Source organism: Streptomyces sp. NPDC057302 (assembly GCF_042667685.1).
Classification (GTDB): domain Bacteria; phylum Actinomycetota; class Actinomycetes; order Streptomycetales; family Streptomycetaceae; genus Streptomyces.
The window spans coordinates 81,510-106,067 of record NZ_JBHUZJ010000013.1 but is presented as its reverse complement, the minus strand read 5'-3'; the positions used below and the strand labels follow the sequence as shown (position 1 = coordinate 106,067).

Here is a 24,558-nt window from a genome sequence, read left to right as displayed (position 1 = left end):
GGTCCGGTCTCGGTATGGGGTTGTTAAGCGCGGATCGCCGACGGAGGACCGTCGACGCGTTCCGGATCAACGTCGAAGCGACACCAGACGATCTTGCCGCCGCCCTCCTTGGGCGAACACCAAAGGGCGTCCGCGAGACGCTGGACGATGAACAGCCCACGCCCACTGTCCGGCAACACCGCTTCGACGAAGGCCCCTGCCAGATCCGCGAAGACAAAGTCAGCAACCGGCAGTTCAGGAGTAGTTGAGTCCTCATCTGCTACACCGATGAACAGCCAGCCCGGCCACGCCTTCAGAAGCACGTCGACCCGTCGAGCGGCCCCCGGTTGCGACAGACAAGCGTCCGGCACGGCGTGATGGACCACGTTGCCCACCAACTCCGAGACGACGAGCCGGGCATCCTCTGCCAGAGAGCCAAGCCCCCAGCTCTGAAGTGCGGCCCGCGTCATATCGCGTGCGGCGCGCACGCTGTCCGGCGCCTCCGCGAAGAGAGTCAGCGCGCGGAAATGCCCACCGGAAGGGGGACACGGCGCCACGTACCGGTGAGCCAAACCGTCTAAGTCTTCCGCTACATGCTCGTGTTGCTTGATCTGTCTCGCATCCACGGCACAAGTCACCACCCGTAGTCACGTCTGCTGAGGCGATCCCAGCTGGGTGGACCGAAGGATGCACGCCCTGTAACCCCTGTCGCTCCCCCCTCTTGGGGACCCCCCTCGTGGGTACACTCGCGAGACGGCACAGAGGAAATGTCAGGTCAATCACGATGGGATAGTGAGATGACCGAGAGTGCTCCGACACCGGCAGCTCTACCGCCGCATGTATTGGAACGCGCAGACGTCCGGTCGGCGATCACCAATCACGACTTCGGCGAGGTCTTCAGGCTCGCCAGGCTCCACGGGAAGATCAGCTACGCCAAGATCGCCGAGGCAGTCGGCTACAAGCGGGAACACATCGGCAAGATGGCCCGTCCGGAGACCGACGGCAAGGGCGCTCGCCCCCGGATCACGCAGCACCACAAGATCCTCGAAGTGGTAGACGGACTGCGCATCCCCGGCCACCTGGCAGGCCTCACACCGCGCCCCTGGGAACTGGAGCGCCAGGCGCAGACCTCCCAGCCGGACGACCCCAGCACCTTGCTGACGCAGGGCGGCGCGGGACTGTGGGACATCGCGGAACTGCTACGGCGAGCCGAGATGACCAACATCAACAGCACGGCCCTGGAGTCGATCGAGCAGGGTATCGATCAATTGGCGCGCGCGTACCCGTACGCCGATGCCGATTACCTGCACCAGCGAACCCGCAACGGTCTGCAATTCGTCACCAAGCAGCTTGAAAGCCGGATGACCCTGCGCCAGCACAGGGAACTTCTCGTCGACACCGGGTGGCTGTTCCTGCTGAACGCCTGTGTCCAGTACGACCGGGGCCAGCGTGAGGCAGCCAACCTCAGCAAGGCCGCAGCGCTCCGGATCGGCGACGAGGCCGGGCACGGTGAGATAAAGGCGTGGGCGTGGGAGATCGAGGCGTGGTTCGCCCTGACCCAATGCCGCTGGCAAGACATGGTCGACGCCGTGGAGGCCGGGCACGTCGCCGACCAGACGCATTCCGTCGGCGTGCAGTTGTACGCGCACAAGGCACGCGCCGCAGCACGCATGGGAGACGCACGCCTAGTCCGCGACTCCCTCGATGCCGGACGCGCGAGGCTGGATCGACTCCCCCGGCCGGACCACCCGGAACACCACTTCATCATCGACCCGGACAAGTGGGATTTCTACGAGATGGACGCCTACCGCCTACTCGGAGACGACGAGCGCGCCGCCGCCCACGCCCGGTCGGTGATCCAGATCAGTACCGGCCCCGACGGAACCGAGATCTCCCCCATGCGTGCCGCCGAGGCCCGCCTCACGCTCGGAGTCGCCGCCGCCCGAACCGGGGACGTCGAACAGGCCGTAGGCATGGGCACCACGGCCCTGGAAGCCGACCGCAAGTCCCTGCCCTCTCTGCTCTTGGTCGCCAACGAGCTGGACAAGGAACTCCGGTCTCGGTATCCGCGCGAGGCCGCTTCCCGCGACTTCCACGAACGGATCTTGACCATCACGCGAGGGGTGGCCAGAACAGAGCTTCCGTTCTGAACGCTCGCGACCCAACGTGAAGAAGAGCTGACACGGGGGGCCACCCACGAGTACATCACTCGCCGGGGCGGGTCCTCATAAGGTACTGAGAAGGTCCTCACAAGGTAGTGAGAACGTTCGCAGATGACGTGAGCTGCTGTAAAGTTGTTGATGTGTAGTGGGTAGGCACTATAGGTGCTGAACCACGAAGGGCCCGTCTGGCTCCTAACCAGAACAGGCCCTCCGCGCAGTTCACGAGCCCGGTCGAGCAGAAGACGATCGGGCTCGCTGCATATGCAGAGCTGCCTGACCGGTCCGGCCGGGTACTCGGGCGGCACTCAGACGAGCTGAGCGAACTGTCCCGCCAGGGCGATGACCGCCACCAACAGAGTCACCACCGCCAAGCCAACCTGCCACTTTTCAGGGCCGGTCCACTTCCTGCGGCGCTTCTCCACGTCGGAGCTCATCGCACCACCTCCCCTCTTCCTCCATCCGGCACCCGGGAATCAGGCTCCGGTGGCATGCGAACTGGCGTCCCCCAACGCCGAGTTCAAGCGAGGATCAGATGAGGCTTGCTAAGCATACCGGCACTGCACTGACAGGCCGTGCTTTCACCCTCAGCTAGCAGGCGGGGGCGAAAATCGTGCTACCCCGCCCCGCTTGGATCATTGAGACGGTCCAACATCCACGCGCAATAGCCCCACCAACACAACAAACGTGCCCCGCCCCCAGAACGAATCCAGGTGCGGGGCACGCTCACTACGAGCGGGGGGACGTCAGACGGCGACAGGCACCGGCTGCCGCTCGTCGGCAGGCTCCTCGTCGTACCCGTCGAGCGGGGACGACGTGGCCTTCGCGTACTTGTCGCGGTCGAGGATGTTCTCCCTCGCCGCCACAATCAACGGCGTTGCAACTTGACCGGCGACGTTCGTGGCGGTGTGCATGCTCTGCCAGTGCCGCTTGGTGGTGAGCTACCCGTTGCGAGCACTATTTGCCCTTGGGCGCGGCCTGCTGCACGACCTCGAAGGACCACACCGCGGCGCTGCTCGATGCGGGCTTGGGGCGGTCGCCCCCGCCTTGGTGGGCAGACTTCATCGGGCCCTCCATCCACGCCTGGAACGACTCCTCGTCACGCCACCGCGTGTACACCAGGTAGTCATCAGTGCCCTCGATGGGGCGGAGAAGCTCAAACCACTCGAAGCCGTCCGAGTTTTCGACGGCTCCGGCGCGGGACGCGAAGCGCTTCTCCAGGGTTTCCCGCTGTTCGGCGGGAACGGTCAGTACGTTGATCTTGACTACGCTCATGTGTCCCATCCTGCCGGATGCGCGGGAAGTCTCGGCGGGCGACCTAGTGGTACATCAACGCACCTGTTGCGGGCGCAGAAGCTCGAACCATTCGAAGCCGTCCGAGTTCTCGACGGCTCCGGCGCGGGAGGCGAAGCGCTTCTCCAGGACCTCTCGCTGCTCGGCGGGCACGGTCAGGACGTTGATTTTCACGATGCTCATGCGCCCATCCTCGCCCATGCCCCCGGCGGGTTCGGTCCGGGTGGCGTGCGCTCGGTCATGCGTCCATTGTTCCGGGGGCCCGTGCTTTCGCGCGAGGGGCGTCTTAGGATGCGGCGGCGCGGTGCGGAGCGGGTCGAGTGTGCTTCGGGGTGCGCGGCCGGTCGTCGAGAGTGGGGGGCGTACGTGCTGGAGCTGACCATGGCCTTGTTGTCCGGGGCGGACGAGGGGGCGACGGCGGGCATGCTCATGGCCGACGCGCCCAGTGCGCCGGGGTCCGTGCTGCGGGTGGGGCGCGACGGCAGCGTATGCCGGCTCGTGCCGCCCGAGGACTGGCTTTTCGTGTCGCGTACGCATCTGGAGTTCCGCTGCGGGACCGACGGGGCCTGGACCGTCACCTGGCTGCGCGGGTCGCATCCCGAGCCCGCGTCGGAGGTGCGGCTGACGGTGAGCGGCGTGGCGGCGCCCCTTGGGTACGGGCAGACGGCTCCGCTGGCCCGGGGCGGGTCCGGTGATGTCGTCGTCCTGGACCGGGCCGGACCGCGCAGCGTCAACGTCGGGTTCTATGTAGAGGGTTGAGGGGGTGGGCTGGCGGTAGGGGGAAGGGCTGTCCTGCTAGTCCAGTACGCGGGCCAGTGCCAGGCCGTCATAGCCCTTCGTGCCCACCGTCTGCAGCGCCGTGCCGCTCAACTTCGGGTGCTGGGCGATGAGTTCCAGGGCCTCGCGCGTGCCCCGTACGCCAGGGTCGGTGCTGTCGGCGTCGGCGACCTCGCCGCTCCGTACGACGTTGTCGATGATGATGAGGCTGCCGGGGCGGGTGAGCTTGAGCGACCACTCCACGTAGCGCGGGTTGTTGGCCTTGTCCGCGTCGATGAAGACCAGGTCGAAGGCGGCGGTGTCCTCGGCCACCAGCGCGGCGAGCGAGTCGACGGCCGGGCCCACCCGGACCTCGGTGAGCTTGTCGAGGCCGGCGCGGGCGAGGTTGCCGCGGGCCACGTCGGCGTGGACCGGGGAGTACTCCAGGGTGATCAGGTGGCCGTCCGCCGGGAGGGCGCGGGCCAGCCAGATCGTGCTGTAGCCGCCGAGGGTGCCGATCTCCAGGATGCGGTGCGCGCCCTGGATCTGGGCCAGGAGCTGGAGCAGCTTGCCCTGGTTCGGCGCAACGCTGATCTGGGGGAGACCGGCGGCGTCGCTGTCGCGCAGGGCGGCGGTCAGGGCCTCGTCGGCGGGGGTGAGCAGGTCGGTGAAGTAGGTGTCCACCGCGGTCCATTGCTGCTGGGTCATGAGGGCCTTCCCGGGCGTTCGTTAGGTTCTCTAACGATGTTAGTGGGGTGGGGGTCGATTGTCAGTGGGGACTCGCATACTGGGGGCGTCGGGATGGACCGGCGGACGCGGGCCGTGGGCTGCGGGGGTTGAGATGACGTACGGGACCGAGCAGATGTTGCCCGCGGCGGCGATCCGGGGGCTCGCCGATCGATGGCTGCCGCTGATGGCTTCGCCGGGGGAGGGGGGCGACGCGAGTGCGGGGGACTTCGTGTGTTCGCCCGCCGGGCTGTGGCTCGCGCTGGCCGCCGTGGCGGTGGGCGCGCGGGAGGAGACCGCCGGGGAGCTGCGGAAGTTGCTCGGTGTCGCCGGGGATGAGGCCGCCGGGGTGGTCGCGGGGGCCGCGCGGGCGCTGGCGGGGACGGACGCGCTGGCCGTCGCCACCCGGGTGTGGAGCCGGGTTCCGGTGTACCGCGCCTACCGGGAGGCGCTGCCCGGCGTGGGGTTCGGGCCGATGGAGCCGGACGGCATCGACGCGTGGGTGCGGGAGGCGACGGGCGGGCTCATCGAGCGGCTGCCGGTGGTGATCACTCCGGATGTGCTGCTGCTTCTCGTCAACGCGCTGGCTCTCAAGGCGCGTTGGGAGATCCCCTTCGAGGGGGCGGGCACGCGTGAGCAGGACTTCACGGACGCGCTCGGCGTGCGGCACCGGGTGCCCACCATGCATCGGCCCGTTCCGCTGAACTGCGCCTGGACGGTGGGCGGCGCGAGTGTCGTCGAGCTGAAGTGCCGGGCGGAGGGCGGGCGGGCGCGGGGCGGGCGGGCGCCTGCCCGGGTGCGGTTCGTGCTCGGCGAGGTGGGCGCCGGGGCCGCGGAGGTGCTGCCGCTCGCCTGGGCGCCGGAGGGGCGGTGGACCGGGATCGACGCCGAGCAGATCAACATGGCGCTGCCTCGGATGTCCTTGCGGACGCGGACCGACGCTACCGCGCAGTTGGCCGCGATGGGGGTGCGGTGGGCCATGGGCGAGGGGGCCGACTTCTCCGGGATGTCGCCGGAGCGGCTCGCTGTGTCTCAGGTGGTGCAGGAGGCGGTGGTGAAGGTTGCGGAGGAGGGGGTTGAGGCGGCTGCGGTGAGTGTTGTGCCGGTTGCTGCGGGCAGTGCGTACGTGCCTCGGCGGATTGAGTGGATTGCCTTTAACCGGCCCTTTGGGGTTGTGGTGCTTGATGGGGTGGGGGAGGTGCCGCTGTTTGTGGGGTGGCAGGCGGGGGTGCCGGCGGCGGGGTAGGGGGATTCTCTCCCCAACCCCGCCCCTTCCCGAAAACCCGCTCTGGCGCGGGGGCCTTGGCGGACGCCATCACCGGCTTCGCCAAGTTCGTCCTCAAGCGCCGGACGGGCTGGGTGCGGAAACCTGCTGGCGCGGGGGGTCTTGGGTGCCGTCATCACCGGCTTCGCCGAGTTCGTCCTCAAACGCCGGACGGGCTGAAGGTGTCGCCGGACGGGCTGAAGGTGTCGGCGGACGGGCTACCTCTCCACCGCCGGTGGTGAGCCCGGCAGTGGCTTTCCCGCGCTTTCGGTCATGAACCAGACCGCGATGCCGCCCACCACGGCCGCCGCCATCATGTAGTACGCGGGCATCATCATGTTTCCCGTTGCCCCGATCAGCGCCGTCACTACCAGCGGTGTCGTGCCTCCGAAGACTGATACGGAGATGTTGAAGCCGATCGACAGGGAGCCGTAGCGGACCTTCGTCGGGAAGAGGGCCGGGAGCGTCGAGGGCATCGACGCCGTGAAGCAGACCAGGAGCAGGCCCAGGGCCGCCATGCCGAGGGCGATCGCCCAGAGCGAGCCCTGGCGGATCAGGAGCAGGGCGGGGACGGAGAGGAGCAGGAAGCCCGCGCAGCCCGCCGCGATCACCGGGCGGCGGCCCACCCGGTCGGTCAGCGCGCCCGCGAACGGCTGGACGCACATCATCAGCGCCATCACGGCGAGCACGACCAGGAGCCCGTGCGTCTCGTCGTACTTCAGCTCGCTCGTCAGATAGCTCGGCATGTACGACAGCAGCATGTAGTCCGTGACGTTGAAGACCAGGACCAGGCCCATGCACAGGAGCAGGGCCTTCCACTGGCCCGTCACCATCTCGCGCAGGCGCACCTTCGGGCGCGACCGCTCGTCCTTCTGCGCCTTGGCGAGCTCCGCCGCGAACGCCGGGGTCTCCTCCAGCTTCATCCGCAGATACAGGCCGATCAGGCCCATCGGGCCCGCGATCAGGAACGGGATGCGCCAGCCCCAGGAGAGCAGGTCGTCGGAGGAGAGGAGCGCCGTCATCAGGGTGACGAGGCCCGCGCCGCCGATGTAGCCGGCGAGCGTGCCGAACTCCAGCCAGCTGCCGAGGAAGCCCCGCTTCTTGTCGGGGGCGTACTCGGCGATGAACGTCGAGGCGCCCGCATACTCCCCGCCCGTCGAGAAGCCCTGCACCAGGCGGGCCAGCAGGAGCAGCACGGGAGCGCCCACGCCGATCGACGCGTAGGAAGGGATCAGGCCGATCGCGAACGTGCCCGCCGCCATCATGATCATGGTGAGCGCGAGGATCTTCTGGCGGCCGATGCGGTCGCCGAGCGGGCCGAAGACCATGCCGCCGAGCGGGCGGATCAGGAACGCCGCCGCGAAGGCGCCGAAGGTGGAGAGCAGCTGGGCCGTGGGGTTGCCCGAGGGAAAGAAGACCTTGCCCAGCGTCACGGCGATGTAGCTGTAGACGCCGAAGTCGAACCACTCCATCGCGTTGCCGAGTGCGGCCGCCTTCACCGCCCGCTTGACCAGCGCGGGGTCGACGACGGTGACGTCCGCCGACGGGTGCGCGGACGGAGGGGCCTGGGTCCGCGGGGCTACGGGTGCGACGGGTGTGGCTGCCGGCAAGGGTTCGCTCGCCTGCCTCTCGGTGGACGACAAGGACAGAGCCGCCCGGCAAGGAGCAGGGGGCGGCCCGCAAGCGACCATAGGTGTAGGTAGCACCATTACGGTCGGTGTCCGGTCAACCGCACGTTGTTCCGAATGTGCCGCTATCCAGGGCAAATGGTTCCGCTTGTGACGGTGGCGAGAAGACGCCCTTGTGATCTATGTCGCGCCACGCCCCGGGAACCGCGGTACGGGGTCCCGGCAGTTGTCTCATGGACAGGTGGTGGACGGTTTGTGGAGACCGGGCGGCGGCACGGACGAATCCGACGGTTGGGAACTCTGCGCAAAAGCCGGTAGAAAGCGGTATGGCTGACAGGTGAAATGGGGGCTGTGCGCGTCTCACCACAGGGCGCGAGCTTCCAGGAGCCGGGCAGCGACGACGACCGGGCAGCGACGACGGGCCGGGCAGGGACGACGGGCCGGACAGGGATGACGAGCGGGGCGGGAGGGCCGACGACGCGTGGCGAATGTTGAGCACGGAGGACCGGGAAATGCCTTTGGGGCCGGGGCGCCAGGCACACCGACAGCGCGGATCGGGGCGGTCCGCGTCGCCCTCTGGCTGATCGCCGCCGTACTGGCCGTACGGCAGCTGGTCGTCGTCCTGCGTACGCCGGAAGGGGAGCGGCTCACCGATCTGGAGACCTGGATCGGCCCGGACGGCGTCCTGCACGTGAACGGATCCTTCTACGACGCGGACAAGTTCACCGGTACCCCGTTCGCCGGACTCGTGCTCAAGCCGTTCTCCCGCGCGGCCGAGCAGGCGCTCGGCTGGGGCTGGACGTTCGGCACGCTGACCCTGGTCGTGATCCTGGGGCTGGTCGCCGCCCGCGCCCTGCCGCAGCCCGTGTCCCGGCGCACCTCACTGCTCGCCGCGCCCGTGGCGATCTGCCTCCTGATGCTGTCGCTCCCGGTGCGCAACACGCTGTATCTCGGCCAGACCAGCGTCATTCCCGTCCTGCTCGTCCTGCTCGGCTGTTTCGCGGTCCGCGGGGAGCGGGCCAGCGGCATCCTCATCGGGATCGCCGCCGCGCTGCAGCCCACCATCCTGCTCTTCGCCGCCCTCTTCTGGTTCACCGGCCGCAGGCGCGCGTCGGCCGCCACCGGCGCCACCTTCCTCGCCGTCACCGCGCTGGCCTGGGCCGCGATGCCCCACGACTCGTGGGCGTACTGGGTGCACCACCTGGCGGGCGCCGGCCTGGGCGCGAGCCCGGAGGGGGTCGCCAACCAGTCGCTGCACGGCGCGCTGCTCCGGTTCGGCCTCGAAGGCCCGCTCGAAATCGGCCTCTTCATCGCCTTGAGCGCCGTCGTCGGCTGGTTCGGCCTGCGCCGCGCCGTCCGCTATGCCAAGGACGGACAGCTGCTCCTCGCCGTCGCGATCACCGGCTGTGTCGCGGTCGCCGTGTCGCCGACGACCTGGCAGCACCAGCTCCTGTGGGTACTGCTCGCGGTGGCGGGACGGGCGGGCAAGAAGCAGTCCGACCGGTACATGTGGCCGGTGGCCGTCCTCCTGGTGTCGACGCTGCCCGCGAAGATGATGCTGCCGAACATGCCGGTCGTGGAGCCCATCCGCGACAACGTCGTGCTGATCGCCGCGCTCGCCGCGGCCACCGTCGTGCCCTTCCTGTCCCGCACGGACCCGCGATACCAGGAACCCATCCCCACCGACTACGCCAAACCGGCTCCCGCGCGCTGGAGCTGGGTGCCGTTGCTCCCGTTCTGGCGCCGCGTCACCACCCGGCCGAACCTCCTCCTCGAACTGCTCCTGATCCGCGTCGGCTACTCCGCCTACCAGCAGGCGCGGCTCGCCGCGACGGGCGGCACCAACTCGGGCGGGCGGGCCACCGCCGAGCAGCACGGCGACCAGATCTACTCGATCGAGCAGTTCCTGCACATCGACATCGAGCACTGGGTCAACCACGCGGTGGTGAAGGTCAGTTGGCTGGAGGAGTTCTTCAACTTCTACTACACGTCGTTCCACTTCGTGGTGCCGCTGACCGTCCTCGGCGTGCTCTACGCCCGGCGCCCCGCCGACTACCGCTGGGCACGCTCCGCGCTCGGCTTCGCGACGGTCCTCGCGCTCGTCGGCTTCTGGCTCTACCCGCTGGCCCCGCCGCGCCTGATGCCCGGCCTCGGCTTCATCGACACGGTGCACGGCGTGCAGGACTTCACCCAGCCCGACTACGGCACCCTGACCGCGCTCACCAACCAGTACGCGGCGATGCCCTCGCTGCACTTCGGCTGGTCGCTGTGGTGCGGTGTGGTGATCCTGGTCCTCGCGCCGAAGTGGTGGATGAAGGCGCTCGGCCTGCTGCATCCGCTGTTCACGGTCTCCGCGATCGTCGCCACCGGAAACCACTGGGTCCTGGACGCGGTGGGCGGCGCGACCGTCGTCGGCGCGGGCTTCGGCCTCGGCTACCTCCTCGCCGGGCCCCGGGTGGGCAGGACCCTGAAGGTGGCGACGGGCTCGGAGCCGGTCATCGACATGACGAAGGACCCGGCGAAGGACCGTACCCCGAGCTGATCTCGTACGTGCCCGGCGCGGACACCGTGAGCCGGGTGAAATCACCCTCCCGCTTCAGGCAGGCGCCCTCCGCCCGGAGCCACGGCGAGTACACCAGGCGCAGCGTCACCGGCCCGGTCGTGGGGACGCGGACCACCATGGCCGACCCGGTGGAGCGGACGACGGACGCGGGCTTCGACACCATCGGCACCGCGTCCTTCACCCGGAACACCCGCCAGTTCGCGTCCCGCCACACCGGCTCCAGCCACCGGGGGCCGCTCGCCACGAGCTCCGCCTCGTCCTCGGCGAATCCGTCCGGCTTGCCCGAGGGCAGCACCACGTAGCCGACCGCCCACTTGTCGAGCCACGCCCGGTAGGTGGCGGCCGAGAAGGACCCGTCGTAGAAGAGCCTGCCGCGCTCGATGTCGAGCTGCCTGTTCCAGCCGCGCGCCATGTTCACGTACGGGGCGAGGGCCGTGGCCTCGCGGTGGTTGCGCGCCGGGACCACCTCCACGCGCCCCCGGTCGGCGCCGAGCCGCTCCAGTTCGCGCACCACGCCCCGGGTGTCGGCGGCCCACTTCGGCACGGCCGTCGACACCGTCAGATCGTCCGCCGTCTTCTGCGTCACCCAGGCCGTGGACAGCACGAGCGCGACGACGAGCACGGCCTTGCGTACGCGGGACAGCGCGGGCATCAGCAGTGCGCCGAGCAGCGCGGCGGGCGCCAGCAGCTCGGCGAGGCGCTCCACGTTCGTGCCGATGGGGGACGGGATGAGATACGTCAGGACCGTCCCCGCCGCGTACACGGCGGCACCCCACCGCAGCACCCGCCACGCGCGCGGAGCCGCCACGATGAGCGCCAGGCTGAACACCACGGGCGGGAAGATCCGGTCGAACGGCATCAACTGCTCGCCGCTGAACGGGAAGAGCACGGTCGTCGCCCCCACGACCACCACCGGCGGCGCGATCAGGGCCGCGGCCCGCCCCCAGTCACGTACGAGGAAATAGCCGGCGCCCGCCACCACGAGGAAGAGCCCCGCCACCGGACTGGACATGGCGGCGAGCGCACCGCACACCGCGGCGGCCCCCACCCGCCGCTCCCGCACGAGCAGCAGGCACGCGGCGAACCCGAAGGCGATGCCGAGCGCGAACGTCGTGCGGCCCGACGCCACGTTGCACCACACCGCGAGCGAGGCGAGCACCGCGGGCCACGTCGGGCGCCGCATCCCGGTGCGTTCGATCAGCGCGGCGACCAGCCAGGCACCGGCGACGCCCGACACCACCGTCACCGTCTTCACGCCCACGGCGGCCATCAAGTAGGGCGAGATCAGGGAGTAGTTGGCGGTGTGCATGCCGCCGTACCAGAACAGGCCGTACGCGGACGCCCCGTGCTCGGAGGCGAAGCGCGCCCAGGCCTCCTGCGCCGCCAGGTCGCCGCCGCCGGTGGCCAGGAACGCCGCCCACACCGCGTACAGCGGAAGCGTGGGCAGCGTGGCGATGAGCGGGATCCGGTGGCGTCGGCGGAACTCCCGGAAGGCGGTCTTCCGCTCCGAGGGTGTGCTGCCCGACGGCGCGAGAGGGAGACCAGCGGAGACCACGGCACCGTTTCCGTTCGACGTCTTGGAGAGGCATCGTCTGCTTCTCAAGACGCGTAACGCAACAGAAACGTTGGCTCCGCACGGCGCATGGCCGGATCTGCGCCCAGGAGAGGCAGGGGCAGGGCGTAGGAGGGATCCGCCCCTGCCTCCCTGGCAGCAGGTCAGCCCGTGCTGACCTGCAGTTCCTTGACCCCGTTCAGCCAGGCCGAGCGGAGCCTGCGGGGGGCGGAGACCAGACGCAGATCGGGCAGCGCGTCCGCGATGGCGTTGAAGATGAGGTTGATCTCCAGGACCGCGAGCGACTTGCCGAGGCAGAAGTGCGGGCCTCCGCCGCCGAATCCCAGGTGCGGGTTCGGGTCGCGGGAGATGTCGAACTTCTCCGGCTCGTCGAAGACGTCGGGGTCGTTGTTGGCCGAGGAGTAGAAGATCCCTACGCGGTCGCCCTTCTTGATCGTCACGTCCCCGAGCTCGGTGTCCTGGGTCGCCGTGCGCTGGAAGGAGACGACGGGGGTCGCCCAGCGCACGATCTCCTCGGCGGTGGTCTGCGGGCGCTCGCGCTTGAAGAGCTCCCACTGCTCGGGGTGGGTGAGGAAGGCGTGCATGCCGTGGGTGATGGCGTTGCGGGTCGTCTCGTTGCCGGCCACCGCGAGCAGGATGACGAAGAAGCCGAACTCGTCGGAGGAGAGGTTGCCTTCGTCCTCGGCCGCCACCAGCTGGCTGACGATGTCCTTGGCCGGGCACTCCTTGCGGGCCGCGGCGAGGTTCATCGCGTACGAGACGATCTCCATGGCCGCCTCGGCGCCGACCTCCTCGGTGATCGCGTACTCCGGATCGTCGTAGGCCGCCATCTTGTTGGACCAGTCGAAGATCTTCGTCCGGTCGTCCTGGGGCACGCCGATGAGCTCGGCGATGGCCTGGAGGGGGAGTTCCACGGCGACGTTCGTGACGAAGTCGAAGGAACCGTCGGCCGCCGCGTTCGCCAGGGCCGTCTGGACGATGGAGCCCGCGCGCTCGCGCAGGGCGTCCTCCAGGGAGCGGATCGCGCGGGGTGTGAAGCCGCGCTGCACGATCTGGCGGACCCGGGTGTGCTCGGGCGGGTCCATGTTCAACATGATCATCTTCTGGACCTCGATCTGGTCCCGGCTGATCGTCTCGTTGAAGCGGATGACCGCGGTGTTGAGGTTGGAGGAGAACAACTCCGGGTGGGTGGAGACGTATTTGACGTCCGCGTGCCGCGTGACGGCCCAGTAACCCGAGTCGTCGAAGCCGGAGATGCGTGGCGGCTGGGTGATCCAGCGCACCGGTTCCGTCTGCCGCAGCTGGGCGAACTCCGGGAGGGGTACGCGCTCTTGGAGCAGGTCGGGGTCGGTGAAGTCGAACCCGTCGGGCAGCGCTGGACAGGGCATCGGCAACTCCAGGAGTTCAGTTCCGGTGGTGAGTCGTGGTGCTGAGTCGTGGGTCTGGGTATCGGCACTGTGTTCTGACGGTCCATCAGGAGATGCCCCGCAAGGTAGTAACGGGTTCTACAAGTGGCAAGGCCCGTGACGGGTCCGCTTTCGTGCAGGTAGTGCGCAAGGTGCGTGCAAGCCCCTTGCGGTGCCGGGCTCCGGCTCAGCAGACTGCATACAGAACTAGAACGCGTACTAGTTCTCCGTGTGGGTGCCGGGACACTCCCGCGGGATGTGGATGGAGAGGACGCCCATGGCCGCGGAACCTGTCATCGTCGAAGCCGTACGCACCCCCATAGGCAAGCGCGGTGGCGCGCTCGCCAATCTCCACCCCGCCTATCTGCTCGGCGAGACCTACCGGGAGCTCCTCGGCCGCACGGGCATCCACGCCGACTGCGTCGAGCAGATCGTGGGCGGCACGGTGACCCACGCCGGAGAGCAGTCCATGAATCCGGCCCGCACGGCGTGGCTCACGATGGGCCTTCCGTACGAGACCGCGGCGACGACGGTGGACTGTCAGTGCGGCTCCTCGCAGCAGGCGAGCCACATGGTCGCGAACATGGTGGCGGCCGGTGTCATCGACGTGGGCATCAGCTGCGGCGTCGAGGCCATGTCGCGGGTGCCGCTGGGGTCGGGCTCCAAGCACGGGCCGGGCAAGCCGTTCCCCGAGGAGTGGAACGTCGATCTGCCCAACCAGTTCGAGGCGGCCGAGCGCATCGCCCGCAACCGCGGGCTCACGCGGGAGAACGTGGACTCGCTCGGCCTCATCTCGCAGGAGCGCGCCGCCACCGCCTGGGCCGAGGAGCGCTTCAAACGCGAGACGTTCGCCGTCCAGGTCCCCACGACCGAGGAGGAGCAGGCCGCGGGGCAGGGCATGTGGCGGCTGGTCGACCGGGACGAGGGGCTGCGGGACACCACGATGGAGGGCCTCGGGCGGCTCAAGCCGGTCATGCCGACCGCCGTGCACACCGCGGGCAACTCCTCGCAGATCTCGGACGGCGCGGCGGCGATCATGTGGGCGTCGAAGCGGATGGCGCGGGCGCTGAAGCTGAAGCCGCGGGCGCGGATCGTGGCGCAGGCGCTCGTGGGGGCCGATCCGCACTTCCATCTGGACGGGCCGGTCGACGCGACGCGGGCGGTCCTGGGCAAGGCGGGGATGTCCCTGAAGGACATCGACATCGTGGAGATCAACGAAGCCTTCGCCTCGGTGGTGCTGAGCTGGGCGCAGGTCTTCGAGCAGGACCTGGAGAAGGTGAACGTGAACGGGGGCGCGATCGCCCTCGGGCACCCGGTCGGGGCGACCGGGGCGCGGCTGATCGCCACCGCCCTGCACGAGCTGGAGCGCCGCGACAAGGAGTTCGCGCTGATCACGATGTGCGCGGGCGGGGCGGTGGCCACGGGGACGATCATTCAGCGGCTCTGAGCTCTCTGGGCCGCCGGTCGCTGCGCGTACGACGAAGGCGGCCATCCCTGGAGAGGGGTGGCCGCCTTCGTGCGGTTCTACGGGTGACTCAGGGAGTCCTCGCGGCTCAGTACGAGCCGTTGGCCTGCCAGTGGTTCCAGGCGTCGACCGGGCTGCCGTAGCGGTCGTTCATGTAGTCGAGGCCCCACTTGATCTGGGTCTCGGGGTTGGTCTTCCAGTCCGAGCCGGCCGAAGCCATCTTCGAGGCGGGCAGGGCCTGGACCAGGCCGTAGGCGCCGGACGAGGAGTTCGTGGCCTTGGGGTTCCAGCCGCTCTCGTGCTCCACGATCTTGCTGAACGCCTTGTACTGAGCGGGGTCCTTGATCATCTTCTTCGCGATCGCCTGCGAGGAGGAAGGCGCCGCGGCGGGAGCGGCGGCCGGAGCCGCGGCCTTCGCCTCGGTCGGGGCGGCGGCCTGGGCCGCACCGGCGCTGAACACCATGCCGGTCGTGGCGACGGCCACGGCGGCACCGGCGAGGGCCTTCTTCGGGGTGGCGATACGGCGGAAAAGCGTGGCGGACAAAGCGTGACCTTCCGTGGGGGACAGAGTGTCGCGGGCACGCCGTGGGCCACGGTGTGTGGCGGGTGGAATGCGTCGGTGTCCTGGGCCTTGAGGCCGTCGGCGCCGTGCGACTCGATCCAGAGAAACAGGGCAGGCGCGTCTCCGCAATGACCCCTTTTACTAGTGGATGTCGCATCCAGGAGGAAAGTCCCCCGTGTGACGTGGCTCTCAATCCCCAGGTCAGCCCGCCTTTTGATGGGTGCGCGTCAAAACGGATGATCTACGGGCCTGCTTAGTAGAGGACCAAAGACCTGTGGGCCGCCTCACCGCGAAGGGACCCTTTCTGTGACGGAGAGCCGATGGCCGCCTACACCTTCGGGTCCTCGAATGTGACCTGGGCCTCGAAGGCGGCCCGGCGCGTGGCCCGGCGCAGCGCCTTCAGGACGGCGGGGCCGAGGGCGAGGCTCAGCAGGACGGTGACGACGGCGCGGGGGAGGTCCCAGCCGAGCGAGGTCGCCAGGCAGTACGCGATGAAGCGGCCGAGGTTCTCGCCGACGGGATCGCCGGGCACGAAGGAGACGCCGGTCGCGAGGCCGCCGAGGTAGGGCCAGCCCTGCAGATTCATGACGGTGCCGTACAGGACGGACGAGAGCGCCCCATAGGCGGCCAGCAGCCACAGCTCGCCCTGCCCGCGCAGGCCGTGGGCGCCCGGCAGCAGCCCCGCGCCCATGCAGACCCACCCCATGGACAGCATCTGGAAGGGCATCCACGGGCCGACGCCGCCGGTGAGGAGCGCCGAGGCGAACATGGACACGGCGCCGAGCACGAACCCGAACCCGGGGCCGAGCACGCGCCCGCTGAGCACCACGAGGAAGAACATCGGCTCGATCCCGGCCGTCCCCGCCCCCAGCGGTCGCAGCGCGGCACCGGCCGCGGCGAGCACCCCGAGCATCGCGATCGCCTTCGCGTCCAGCCCTACGTCGGCGATGGTCGCCACGACCACGGCGAGCAGCAGCGGCAGCAGGGCGGCGAACAGCCAGGGCGCGTCATCGGCGTGCGCGCTGAGCCCCGAATCGCCGCCCGCGATGAGCGGCCACCCGAAGGCCACGACGCCGACGGCGCTGACGAGCGCGAGGGCGCCGATGGAGCGCGGGCCGAGCCTGATGGGCCGGGCCTGGCGGGTGGCGGCCTTGCTGACGGCAGGGGAGGGGCTCACGCGGTACCGCCCTCCCCGCGCAACGCGTCCCGTACCTCCGTGACCGTCAGCCACTGCTGCGGGGCCAGGATCTTGGTGGTCTGCGGGGCGAAGGAGGGGGAGGAGACCACGATCTGCGCGGTCGGCCCGTCCGCGACGATCTCTCCGTCGGCGAGGATCGCCACCCGGTGGGCCAGTTCCGCCGCCAGTTCCACGTCGTGCGTGGCCAGGACGATCGCGTGGCCCTCGGCGGCGAGGCCGCGCAGGTGCGTGACCAGGCGGGCCTTGGCCGCGTAGTCGAGGCCGCGGGTCGGCTCGTCCAGGAGGAGCAGGGGCGGGCGGGCCGTCAGGACGATCGCCAGGGCCAGCGTGAGGCGCTGGCCCTCCGAGAGGTCGCGCGGGTGGGTGTCGTCCGCGATGCCGGGGAGCAGCTCCGTGACCAGGGCGCGGCAGGTGCCGGGCGCCGCCGCCGCGTCATGGTCGGCCGCCGTGCACTCGGCGGCCACGGTGTCCGCGTAGAGGAGGTCGCGCGGCTCCTGGGGGACCAGGCCCACGTGGCGGATCAGCTCGCGGGGGCCCGTGCGGTGCGGGACGGCGCCGCCGACGCGGACCGAGCCCGCCGACGGTTCGAGCAGGCCCACCAGGGTCGTCAGGAGCGTGGACTTCCCTGCGCCGTTGCGGCCCATCAGGGCCACGGTCTCGCCCGCGCGGACGGTGAGATCCACGCGGCGCAGGGCTTCCACCCGGCCCCGGCGGACGGCGAGCGCGGTGACGCTCGCGGCGGCTTCCTCCGGGACGCCCGACTTCGTCCGCCGTCGCAGGCTGGGGCGGCGCGTCGCGGGGGCCTCCACGGGAGGCGCCGGAGACACGGGAGGAGTCTCCGCGGCCAGGCGCTCCCGCAGCGGGCCCGCCTTGCGCCGCGCGTCGCGCACCGTCAGCGGCAGCGGCGACCATCCGGCGAGGCGGCCCAGGCCCACCACCGGCGGGAAGACGGGCGAGAGAGCCATCAGCTGCGCGGGGTCCCCGAGCACGGGCGCCTGGCCGGGGGCCGCGAGCAGCAGCACCTGGTCGGCGTACTGCACGACCCTCTCCAGGCGGTGCTCGGCCATCAGGACCGTCGTGCCCAGGTCGTGGACGAGGCGCTGCAGTACGGCAAGGACCTCCTCGGCGGCGGCCGGGTCGAGGGCGGAGGTCGGTTCGTCGAGGACGAGGACCTGGGGGTGCGGCGTGAGCACCGAGCCGATGGCCACGCGCTGCTGCTGGCCGCCGGAGAGCGTGGCGATGGGCCGGTCGCGCAGATCGGCGAGGCCGAGCAGATCGAGGGTCTCCTCGACCCGGCGGCGCATCACGTCGGGGGCGAGCCCGAGCGACTCCATGCCGTACGCGAGCTCGTCCTCGACCGTGTCCGTCACGAAGTGCGAGAGCGGATCCTGGCCCACCGTGCCGACGACGTCGGCGAGTTCACGCGGCTTGTGCGTACGGGTGTCGCGCCCCGCCACCGTCACCCGACCCCGCAGCGTCCCCCCGGTGAAGTGCGGCACGAGCCCGCTGACCGTGCCGAGCAACGTCGACTTGCCGACCCCGGAGGGGCCGACGAGGAGCACCAACTCGCCCTCGGGAATGGCGAGATCGACCCCGCGCACGGTGGGCTCGGCCACCCCTTCGTACGTCACGGAGACATCCTCGAAGCGGATCATGAGGACTCCTTGGAGCGGGCGGGGGCGGGGGCGGGGGCGGAAGCGGGGGCGGCGGAATCGGCGGGCACCGGCGCCACGAAGGCGGGCAGCAGCCCGATGAGGGTCGCCGCCGCTGGCCACAGCGGCAGTGTCGGCGCCGTCAGGGGGACGACTCCGGGGTGCAGGGCGGCAGCGTCGTACGAGGCGGCCCAGATCATCAGGCCCGCCACCGCTATCCCCGACCCGGCGACGAGCCAGGCGCGAAGCCCCCAGGGGTCGGGGCGGTAGCGGGTGCGCACGGAGCGCCGGCCGCCCAGCCGCAGCCCGGCGAGGGCGGCGACGAGCCCGGCGGCGAGGACCGGCAGGCCGTAGCCCGTGCCTCCCGCGGTGAGCAGGCCGTACGTTCCCGTGCAGACGCCCATCAGGCCGCCCAGGGTCAGCACCGCCGTGGCCCTGCGCACCCCGGCGGGCACCGGCGCGCTGCGGCCGAAGCCGCGCGCGTCCATCGCGGCGGCCAGGGCCACCGACCGCTCAAGGGCGCCCTCCAGGACCGGCAGGCCCACCTGGAGCAGCCCGCGGATGCCCTTGTCCGCGCGCCCGCGAAGCCGCCGCGCGGCACGAAGACGCTGCACGTCCATGATCAGGTTCGGTGCGAACGTCATCGCGACGACGATCGCCACCCCCACCTCGTACAGCGCGCCCGGCAGCGATTTGAGCAGCCGGGCCGGGCTGGCCAGGGCGTTGGCGGCGCCGACGCAGATGAGGAGACCGGCCAGGCGCACCCCGTCGTAGAACGCGAAGAGCAGCCCCTCGGCCGTCACCCGGCCCCCGATCCGCACGCCCTTCGCCCAGTCGGGCAGCGGTACTTCGGGGAGCGTCACGATGACGTGCGAACCGGGGATGGGGGAGCCGAGCACGACGGCGAAGACCAGCCGGATCGCGATCACGACGAGGCCGAGCTTCACGAACGCGCCGTACGACCGCGCCCAAGGGGCCGACGTCCTGCGGGCCGCGACGACATAGCCCGCGACGCCGATCAGCATCCCGAGCAGCAGCGGGTTGGTGGTGCGGGACGCCGCGACGCCGAGGCCGAGCGCCCACACCCACCAGGCGCCCGGGTGCAGCGCGTTGCTCCGGTGCGCTTCGGGGGCCAGGCGCCGCCGCAGCGCACCGGGAGCGGTGCTCGGGTGATCGTTCATCGCGCGGTTCAGCCGCGTCGGCGGCGTGCCTGCCAGAAGGCGGCCCCGCCGAGCAGGGCGATGGCGGCGACGCCCGCGATCAGGCCGACGGAGGGACCACCGGAGTCGTCCTTCTTCGCGCCGGACTCGCTCGCGGACGGCTCCTTCTCCGTGCCGTCGGACTCGCCGTTGCCCGCGACCTGCTCGCCGCAGCCCGACTTCGGGTAGTCGGCGATGGCGCACAGCAGGGCGTTGCTGTCGTAGCGCAAGGGCCTGGCGACCGCGGCGAGGGCGTCCGCGCTCGTCGCGTCGTCCGTGACCTGCGCGCAGGCGGTACGTGGCTTCGGCGGGCTCTCGCCGCCGGGCGCGTCACCCGGCGTACCGAAGTCGATGAGCAGGGCGATCCGCTTGCGGTCGTCCTTGGCCGGGGTCTTGGCGCAGATCGTGTCGAAGTCGGCGGCGCCGCGCGGCTTCGCGGAGTCCTGCGAGTCCTCGGACACGGAGAACCGGAAGCCCTGGACGGCGCCGTCGTCGGGGCGGGCCGTGCTCGGCCCCTGACTCGCGTACGCCCACTTCGCGCCGTCCCGGTCCCAGAAGGACCAGTAGCGGTAGCCGGCGGCCTGGGCGGGGGCGGCGGCGAGGACGCCGAACAGGGCGGCGAGGAGCGCCCCGATCACCAGGCGTCCGCACCGCACGCGACCCCGCGTCACAGCTGCTGCTTCTTCTTGTTGCCGCTGTACAGGAAGCCGATGCCGATACCGGCGACCATGCCGACGCCGATGATCCACCAGATGTTCACGCCACCGCCGTCGTCGCTGTCCTTCTTCTCGTCGGCCTTCTCGGTCGCCTGCGGGGCGGGACCCGTCGCGTTCAGCTGCTTGACCAGGTCCGCGCCGCCGAAGTCGCGCGCGTCCATGCCCGCGGCGTGGGCGGCGAAGATCAGCTGGGCGTAGGCGGCGGGCCCGGACTTCTTGGCCCAGTCCGCCGAGTTCTTCGCCAGCCACTGGGCGGACTTCTTCGCCTGCTCCTGCTGGCCGGCCGCGGCGAGCGCGAGCACGGAGTCGGCGGTGTTGCCCAGGTCGGGCATGTTCTTGGCGCCGGGCATCGACGACATGAGGTGGTCGTCGCCCTTGGCGAGGGTCTTCAGGAGGTAGCCCGTGCCGTTCGACGCGGCCTGCTCGGCGGTGTCCGCCTTCGCGCACTTCGGGGCGGCAGCCGCCTTCTTCGCCGGTTCGACGACCAGGCCCTTGCCGTGGGCGCCCAGGACACCGGCCGCCGTGGCGTCCGCGTTCGGCGAGAGCTTGCCGGTCTTCATGTCGGCGAGGCCGAAGGCGCCGCCGTCCTTGTCACAGCTCATCGACAGGGCGGGCAGCGCGTCGTAAGGCGACTTGCCGTCCTGGTTCTTCACCGACTGCGGCTTCTCGCCCGCCGCGGTGAGCGCGCCGATCACGATGCCGGTGGAGTTGGCGTCGGAGTCCATGCCGGGGCTGTAGCTCCAGCCGCCGTCCTTGTTCTGCACCGACTTCAGCCAGCCGACGCTCTTGTCGACGGTCTTCTGCTGACCGCCGAGCGCGGCGAGCGCCTGCACGGCGGACGCGGTCGCGTTGCTGTCGAACACCGTCTTGGAGTCGCACGGCTCGCCCGCGTCGGCGCGGTAGGCGGCGAAACCGCCGCTCGCGCAGCTCTGCCCGGCGAGCCAGTCGACGGCCTTCGCGGCGGGCTCCACCCCGGCCGAGTCCTGCGCGAGCAGGGCGTACGACTGCCGGAACACCCCGTCGAACTTCGGGTCCGATTCGCCGTAGAGACCGGAGGGGGGCGCCGCGGAGGGCGACGGGGACGCGGTGTCCGCGAAGGCGGCCGGGGCGGCGGCCGAACCGAACACGGCGACGGCGGCCAGGACCGCTGCGCTGCGGCGAACGTTCATGATGCGGCGGGTGCCTCTCCCTGCGGGGAGCGGGGCAGCACGGGCACGTAGCGGGCACGGGCACCGGGCGGCTCCGGCTCCGTATACCTCGACGGTGCCGTTCACCGGAGGGTCCGATGAAGCGAGCCGGTCATGCTCCGGGCAGGGCGATCCGGCTTCCGCGGGCCTTCAAGGGCTGCGGTCACGGCTGCGGGTCAGCGCCGGATTCGCACCGGCTTCTCCCCGTACGGGCATGATGACGACGGGGGCCACTCTACCGGCCCGTAGGGGCGCCGGCCCGGGGCGCTCGTCCGGAGGTCACACCGCGCGGTACCGCACCGGATCGTCGCCCACCGCTTCCGCGCGCCCCAGCTTCACCAGGCGCCGCACATGCGCCTCGGCCTCGGAGACCGCGATGTTCCGTGAGCCGTAGCGGATCTCGGCCCAGGGGCGGTTCCACTCCATCTGCACGGCGAGCTGCCACGGGGTCAGGGGCTCGGCGAGGAGGGCGAGCAGGTCGGTCAGGCGCTCCTCGTGGTGGGCCAGGATCTCCCGCACGCGGGCCGGGGCGTCGGTGAACGCGTACTGGTGGGCGGGCAGCACCTCGGCGGTGCCCAGCCGGCCGATGCGCTCCAGGGAGTCGATGTAGTCGCCCAGGGGATCGGTGACGGTCTCGTCGTCCGGGTCCTCGTACAGGCCGATGTGCGGGGTGATCCCGGGGAGCAGATGGTCGCCGGAGAACAGCCGCCCGTGGCCCGGCAGCCCCGCCGGGTGCTCCTCCTCCAGGTGCAGGCAGACGTGGCCCGGGGTGTGGCCGGGGGTCCAGATCGCGCGGAGCCTGCGCCCCGGCAGTTCGAGCAGCTCGCCCGGGGTGATGTCCCGGTCGGGGAGCGCGGCGGCCATGCCGGGGAGGCGGGGCGTGCGGCCCGCGTCGCGCGCGGCGAGCAGCGGTGTCAGATGCTCGGCGGGGGCGCCCGCGGCCGTCAGCTTCTCCACCATGTAGTCGAACCAGCGCGCGGGTGGCCCGGTGCGCGTGCGGCGTACGACCGACGCGTCCGCCTCGTGCATCGCGATCCACGCGCCCGACGCCTCGCGGACCTTGGCCGACAGGCCGTGGTGGTCGGGGTGGTGGTGGGTGATGACGATGCCGTGCACCGCGTCGACGGACGTGCCGCAGGCGGTGAGGCCGGTGGCCAGGGCGTCCCAGGACGTGGGGTCGTCCCAGCCCGTGTCGATGAGGACAGGACCGGCGTCCGTGTCCAGGAGGTGGACGAGGGTGAAGCCCAGGGGGTTGTCGGGGATGGGGACCTTGATGCTCCATACGCCCCCGCCGTGCTCGGTCACCTGCGGATCGGTCACCTGCGTCATCGGGAGCCCTCTTCTTCTCTCGACCGTAACTAGAACTAGTTCCAATGATCGCCCAAGTCGACCCTTCGCTCAGGCTACTTGAGCCTTGTGCTCCGTGGACTACTGGAACTAGAACTGGTATCAGTTCTGAAACAGTGTCAGAAAGCGTGCCGCGCAGGCGGAATCCCGCAGGAGGCAGTCAGCCATGACCGAGCTCGTGGAACACGGACAGCTTTTCATCGGCGGGGAGCTGGTGGACCCCCTCGGCAAGGACGTCATCGAGGTGATCTCGCCGCACACCGGCCAGGTCTTCGCGCGGGTGCCGCACGCCGCGCCCGCCGACGTCGACCGGGCCGTCGCCACCGCGCGCAAGGCCTTCGACGAGGGGCCCTGGCCCCGGATGACGCTCGACGAGCGGATCGAGGTCATCACCAAGATCAAGGACGCGTTCGCCGTACGGCACGAGGAGATCGCCCGCGTCATCAGCTCCGAGAACGGCACCCCGTACACCTCGAGCGTCATGGTGCAGGCCCTCGCCGCGATGATGGTCTGGGACTCGGCGCTCACGGTCGCGCGGAACTTCACGTACGAGGAGGAGCGCGCCGGAGCCCTCGGCAAGATCCTCGTCCGGCGCGAGCCGGTCGGCGTCGTGGCGGCCGTCGTCCCGTGGAACGTCCCGCAGTTCACCGCCGCCGCCAAGCTCGCGCCCGCGCTGCTCGCCGGGTGTCCGGTGATCCTCAAGACCTCGCCCGAGGCGCCGCTCGACGCGTACATACTCGCCGACATCGCCACCGAGGCGGGACTGCCCAGGGGCGTGCTCTCGATCATCTCGGCGGACCGCGAGGTGAGCGAGTACCTCGTCGGGCACCCCGGCATCGACAAGGTGTCCTTCACCGGTTCCGTCGGCGCGGGCAAGCGCGTCATGGAGGTCGCGGCCCGCAACCTCACCCGCGTGACCCTGGAGTTGGGCGGCAAGTCGGCCGCGGTGATCCTGCCGGACGCGGACGCGTCGGCGGCGGTCGCCGGCATCGTCCCCTTCGCCTGGATGATCAACGGCCAGGCGTGCGTGGCCCAGACCCGCATCCTCGTGCCCCACTCGCGCTACGACGAGTTCGCCGAGGCCTTCGCCGCCGCGGCCTCCGCGCTCAAGATCGGCGACCCGCTCGACCCGGCGACCGAACTCGGCCCGCTGGTCGCCCAGCGCCAGCAGCAGCGCTCGCTCGACTACATCCGCATCGGCCAGGAGGAAGGCGCCAAGATCCTGACGGGCGGCGGCCGTCCGGCCGGGCTCGACGACGGCTGGTACGTCGAGCCGACGCTCCTCGGCGGCGTGGACAACTCGATGCGCGTCGCCCGCGAGGAGATCTTCGGCCCGGTCATCTGCCTTCTTCCGTACGGCGACGAGAGCGAGGCCGTGAAAATCGCCAACGACTCCGACTACGGGCTCAGCGGCAGCGTGTGGACGGCGGACGTGGAGCGCGGCATCGACATCGCCCGGCGGGTGCGCACCGGGACGTACTCGGTGAACACCTTCAGCCTCGACATGCTCGGCCCGTTCGGCGGCTACAAGAACTCCGGTCTCGGGCGGGAGTTCGGGCCCGAGGGGTACGGCGAGTACTTCGAGCACAAGATGATCCACCTCCCGGCCGGATACGAAGGGACGGGTGCCTGATGGGTGACCGCTGGCACGTCGAGGTGGACCGGTCGGTCTGCATCGGCTCCGGGATGTGCGTGATCACGGCGCCCGGCGGCTTCACGCTCGACTCCGCCCGCCAGTCGCACCCCGCGGATCCCGAGACCGACGCCAACGAGAAGGTGCTCGAAGCGGCCGAGGGGTGCCCGGTCGAGGCGATCACCATCACCCTGGCCGACAGCGGGGAGGTCGTCTTCCCGCCGGAGGACTGAGGAGGTCCGCTCCCGCGGT

The 24,558-nt window shown here is 70.6% G+C and carries 23 protein-coding genes and 1 riboswitch; of the genes, 7 read left to right on the top strand and 16 right to left on the bottom strand.

The window, feature by feature from the left end; all coding sequences use genetic code 11:
- Positions 1-23 precede the first annotated feature (23 nt).
- Positions 24-605: an ATP-binding protein gene (locus ACFUPX_RS12835; RefSeq protein ID WP_383320222.1), complete on the bottom strand. Its 582-nt coding sequence runs from the start codon at positions 603-605 to the stop codon at positions 24-26.
- Positions 606-821: 216 nt separating this feature from the next.
- Between ACFUPX_RS12835 and ACFUPX_RS12830 the strand changes: the two genes are divergently transcribed.
- Positions 822-2,129 (top strand): tetratricopeptide repeat protein, encoded by a 1,308-nt coding sequence (locus ACFUPX_RS12830; RefSeq protein ID WP_383320220.1) that lies wholly within the window; start codon positions 822-824, stop codon positions 2,127-2,129.
- 317 nt (positions 2,130-2,446) lie between these two features.
- Here the strand turns inward: ACFUPX_RS12830 and ACFUPX_RS12825 are convergent, their stop codons facing one another.
- The 4 genes from ACFUPX_RS12825 to ACFUPX_RS12810 all read right to left on the bottom strand — a co-directional run bounded on the left by ACFUPX_RS12825 (position 2,447) and on the right by ACFUPX_RS12810 (position 3,614).
- Positions 2,447-2,575 carry a hypothetical protein gene (locus ACFUPX_RS12825; RefSeq protein WP_383320218.1) on the bottom strand — a complete coding sequence of 43 codons (129 nt, stop codon included), beginning with the start codon at positions 2,573-2,575 and terminating at the stop codon, positions 2,447-2,449.
- A 309-nt stretch (positions 2,576-2,884) separates the two neighbouring features.
- Positions 2,885-3,052, bottom strand: a complete 168-nt coding sequence (locus tag ACFUPX_RS12820; RefSeq protein WP_383320216.1) for a hypothetical protein — start codon at positions 3,050-3,052, stop codon at positions 2,885-2,887.
- A gap of 43 nt (positions 3,053-3,095) precedes the next feature.
- Entirely contained in the window at positions 3,096-3,413 is a 318-nt protein-coding gene (locus ACFUPX_RS12815) for an antibiotic biosynthesis monooxygenase family protein (RefSeq protein ID WP_383320214.1), read from the bottom strand.
- Between the two features lie 54 nt (positions 3,414-3,467).
- Entirely contained in the window at positions 3,468-3,614 is a 147-nt protein-coding gene (locus tag ACFUPX_RS12810; protein ID WP_383320212.1) for an antibiotic biosynthesis monooxygenase family protein, read from the bottom strand.
- Between the two features lie 183 nt (positions 3,615-3,797).
- Between ACFUPX_RS12810 and ACFUPX_RS12805 the strand changes: the two genes are divergently transcribed.
- A complete protein-coding gene (locus ACFUPX_RS12805; protein WP_383320210.1) occupies positions 3,798-4,190 on the top strand; it encodes a hypothetical protein in 393 nt (130 codons plus the stop codon).
- Between the two features lie 36 nt (positions 4,191-4,226).
- On the opposite strand, the gene ACFUPX_RS12800 is transcribed toward ACFUPX_RS12805, so the two are convergent.
- A complete protein-coding gene (locus ACFUPX_RS12800) occupies positions 4,227-4,895 on the bottom strand; it encodes an O-methyltransferase (RefSeq protein WP_383320208.1) in 669 nt (222 codons plus the stop codon).
- Positions 4,896-5,028: 133 nt separating this feature from the next.
- Here ACFUPX_RS12800 and ACFUPX_RS12795 point away from each other — a divergent pair, with 133 nt between their 5' ends.
- The gene (locus tag ACFUPX_RS12795) at positions 5,029-6,159 is read left to right on the top strand and encodes a serpin family protein (RefSeq protein WP_383320206.1); all 1,131 of its coding nucleotides are present in this window, start codon (positions 5,029-5,031) and stop codon (positions 6,157-6,159) included.
- 236 nt (positions 6,160-6,395) lie between these two features.
- Here the strand turns inward: ACFUPX_RS12795 and proP are convergent, their stop codons facing one another.
- On the bottom strand, positions 6,396-7,868 hold the full coding sequence (proP, locus tag ACFUPX_RS12790) for a glycine betaine/L-proline transporter ProP (protein ID WP_383320204.1): 1,473 nt from the start codon (positions 7,866-7,868) through the stop codon (positions 6,396-6,398).
- A 418-nt stretch (positions 7,869-8,286) separates the two neighbouring features.
- Here proP and ACFUPX_RS12785 point away from each other — a divergent pair, with 418 nt between their 5' ends.
- Complete coding sequence (locus ACFUPX_RS12785; protein WP_383320202.1) at positions 8,287-10,347, top strand: bifunctional glycosyltransferase 87/phosphatase PAP2 family protein; 2,061 nt, start codon at positions 8,287-8,289, stop codon at positions 10,345-10,347.
- On the opposite strand, the gene ACFUPX_RS12780 is transcribed toward ACFUPX_RS12785, so the two are convergent.
- Both ACFUPX_RS12780 and ACFUPX_RS12775 read right to left on the bottom strand, forming a co-directional pair.
- Entirely contained in the window at positions 10,301-11,923 is a 1,623-nt protein-coding gene (locus ACFUPX_RS12780; RefSeq protein ID WP_383320200.1) for a hypothetical protein, read from the bottom strand. The genes ACFUPX_RS12785 and ACFUPX_RS12780 overlap by 47 nt on opposite strands.
- Positions 11,924-12,084: 161 nt before the next feature.
- Positions 12,085-13,329: a cytochrome P450 gene (locus tag ACFUPX_RS12775; RefSeq protein WP_383320198.1), complete on the bottom strand. Its 1,245-nt coding sequence runs from the start codon at positions 13,327-13,329 to the stop codon at positions 12,085-12,087.
- Positions 13,330-13,624: 295 nt separating this feature from the next.
- Between ACFUPX_RS12775 and ACFUPX_RS12770 the strand changes: the two genes are divergently transcribed.
- Complete coding sequence (locus ACFUPX_RS12770; protein ID WP_383320196.1) at positions 13,625-14,794, top strand: steroid 3-ketoacyl-CoA thiolase; 1,170 nt, start codon at positions 13,625-13,627, stop codon at positions 14,792-14,794.
- Positions 14,795-14,900: 106 nt separating this feature from the next.
- Here the strand turns inward: ACFUPX_RS12770 and ACFUPX_RS12765 are convergent, their stop codons facing one another.
- The 7 genes from ACFUPX_RS12765 to ACFUPX_RS12735 form a co-directional block, all read right to left on the bottom strand.
- Positions 14,901-15,356: a transglycosylase SLT domain-containing protein gene (locus ACFUPX_RS12765; protein ID WP_383320195.1), complete on the bottom strand. Its 456-nt coding sequence runs from the start codon at positions 15,354-15,356 to the stop codon at positions 14,901-14,903.
- Positions 15,357-15,702: 346 nt separating this feature from the next.
- Entirely contained in the window at positions 15,703-16,551 is an 849-nt protein-coding gene (locus ACFUPX_RS12760) for an ECF transporter S component (protein WP_383320193.1), read from the bottom strand.
- Positions 16,548-18,227 (bottom strand): ABC transporter ATP-binding protein, encoded by a 1,680-nt coding sequence (locus tag ACFUPX_RS12755; RefSeq protein ID WP_383320191.1) that lies wholly within the window; start codon positions 18,225-18,227, stop codon positions 16,548-16,550. Before ACFUPX_RS12755 ends, ACFUPX_RS12760 begins: the two co-directional genes overlap by 4 nt.
- Positions 18,224-19,405 (bottom strand): energy-coupling factor transporter transmembrane component T, encoded by a 1,182-nt coding sequence (locus tag ACFUPX_RS12750; RefSeq protein WP_383320189.1) that lies wholly within the window; start codon positions 19,403-19,405, stop codon positions 18,224-18,226. The genes ACFUPX_RS12755 and ACFUPX_RS12750 overlap by 4 nt, the downstream gene beginning before the upstream one ends.
- An 8-nt stretch (positions 19,406-19,413) precedes the next feature.
- The gene (locus ACFUPX_RS12745) at positions 19,414-20,094 is read right to left on the bottom strand and encodes an SCO2322 family protein (RefSeq protein ID WP_383320187.1); all 681 of its coding nucleotides are present in this window, start codon (positions 20,092-20,094) and stop codon (positions 19,414-19,416) included.
- On the bottom strand, positions 20,091-21,308 hold the full coding sequence (locus ACFUPX_RS12740) for a prenyltransferase/squalene oxidase repeat-containing protein (RefSeq protein WP_383320185.1): 1,218 nt from the start codon (positions 21,306-21,308) through the stop codon (positions 20,091-20,093). Before ACFUPX_RS12740 ends, ACFUPX_RS12745 begins: the two co-directional genes overlap by 4 nt.
- Before the next feature lie 148 nt (positions 21,309-21,456).
- Positions 21,457-21,529: riboswitch (cobalamin riboswitch) on the bottom strand.
- Between the two features lie 76 nt (positions 21,530-21,605).
- Entirely contained in the window at positions 21,606-22,655 is a 1,050-nt protein-coding gene (locus ACFUPX_RS12735) for an MBL fold metallo-hydrolase (protein WP_383320183.1), read from the bottom strand.
- Between the two features lie 184 nt (positions 22,656-22,839).
- Here ACFUPX_RS12735 and ACFUPX_RS12730 point away from each other — a divergent pair, with 184 nt between their 5' ends.
- Both ACFUPX_RS12730 and ACFUPX_RS12725 read left to right on the top strand, forming a co-directional pair.
- Positions 22,840-24,306 (top strand): aldehyde dehydrogenase, encoded by a 1,467-nt coding sequence (locus ACFUPX_RS12730; protein WP_383320181.1) that lies wholly within the window; start codon positions 22,840-22,842, stop codon positions 24,304-24,306.
- Positions 24,306-24,539 (top strand): ferredoxin, encoded by a 234-nt coding sequence (locus tag ACFUPX_RS12725; protein WP_383320179.1) that lies wholly within the window; start codon positions 24,306-24,308, stop codon positions 24,537-24,539. The genes ACFUPX_RS12730 and ACFUPX_RS12725 overlap by 1 nt, the downstream gene beginning before the upstream one ends.
- Positions 24,540-24,558: the final 19 nt, after the last annotated feature.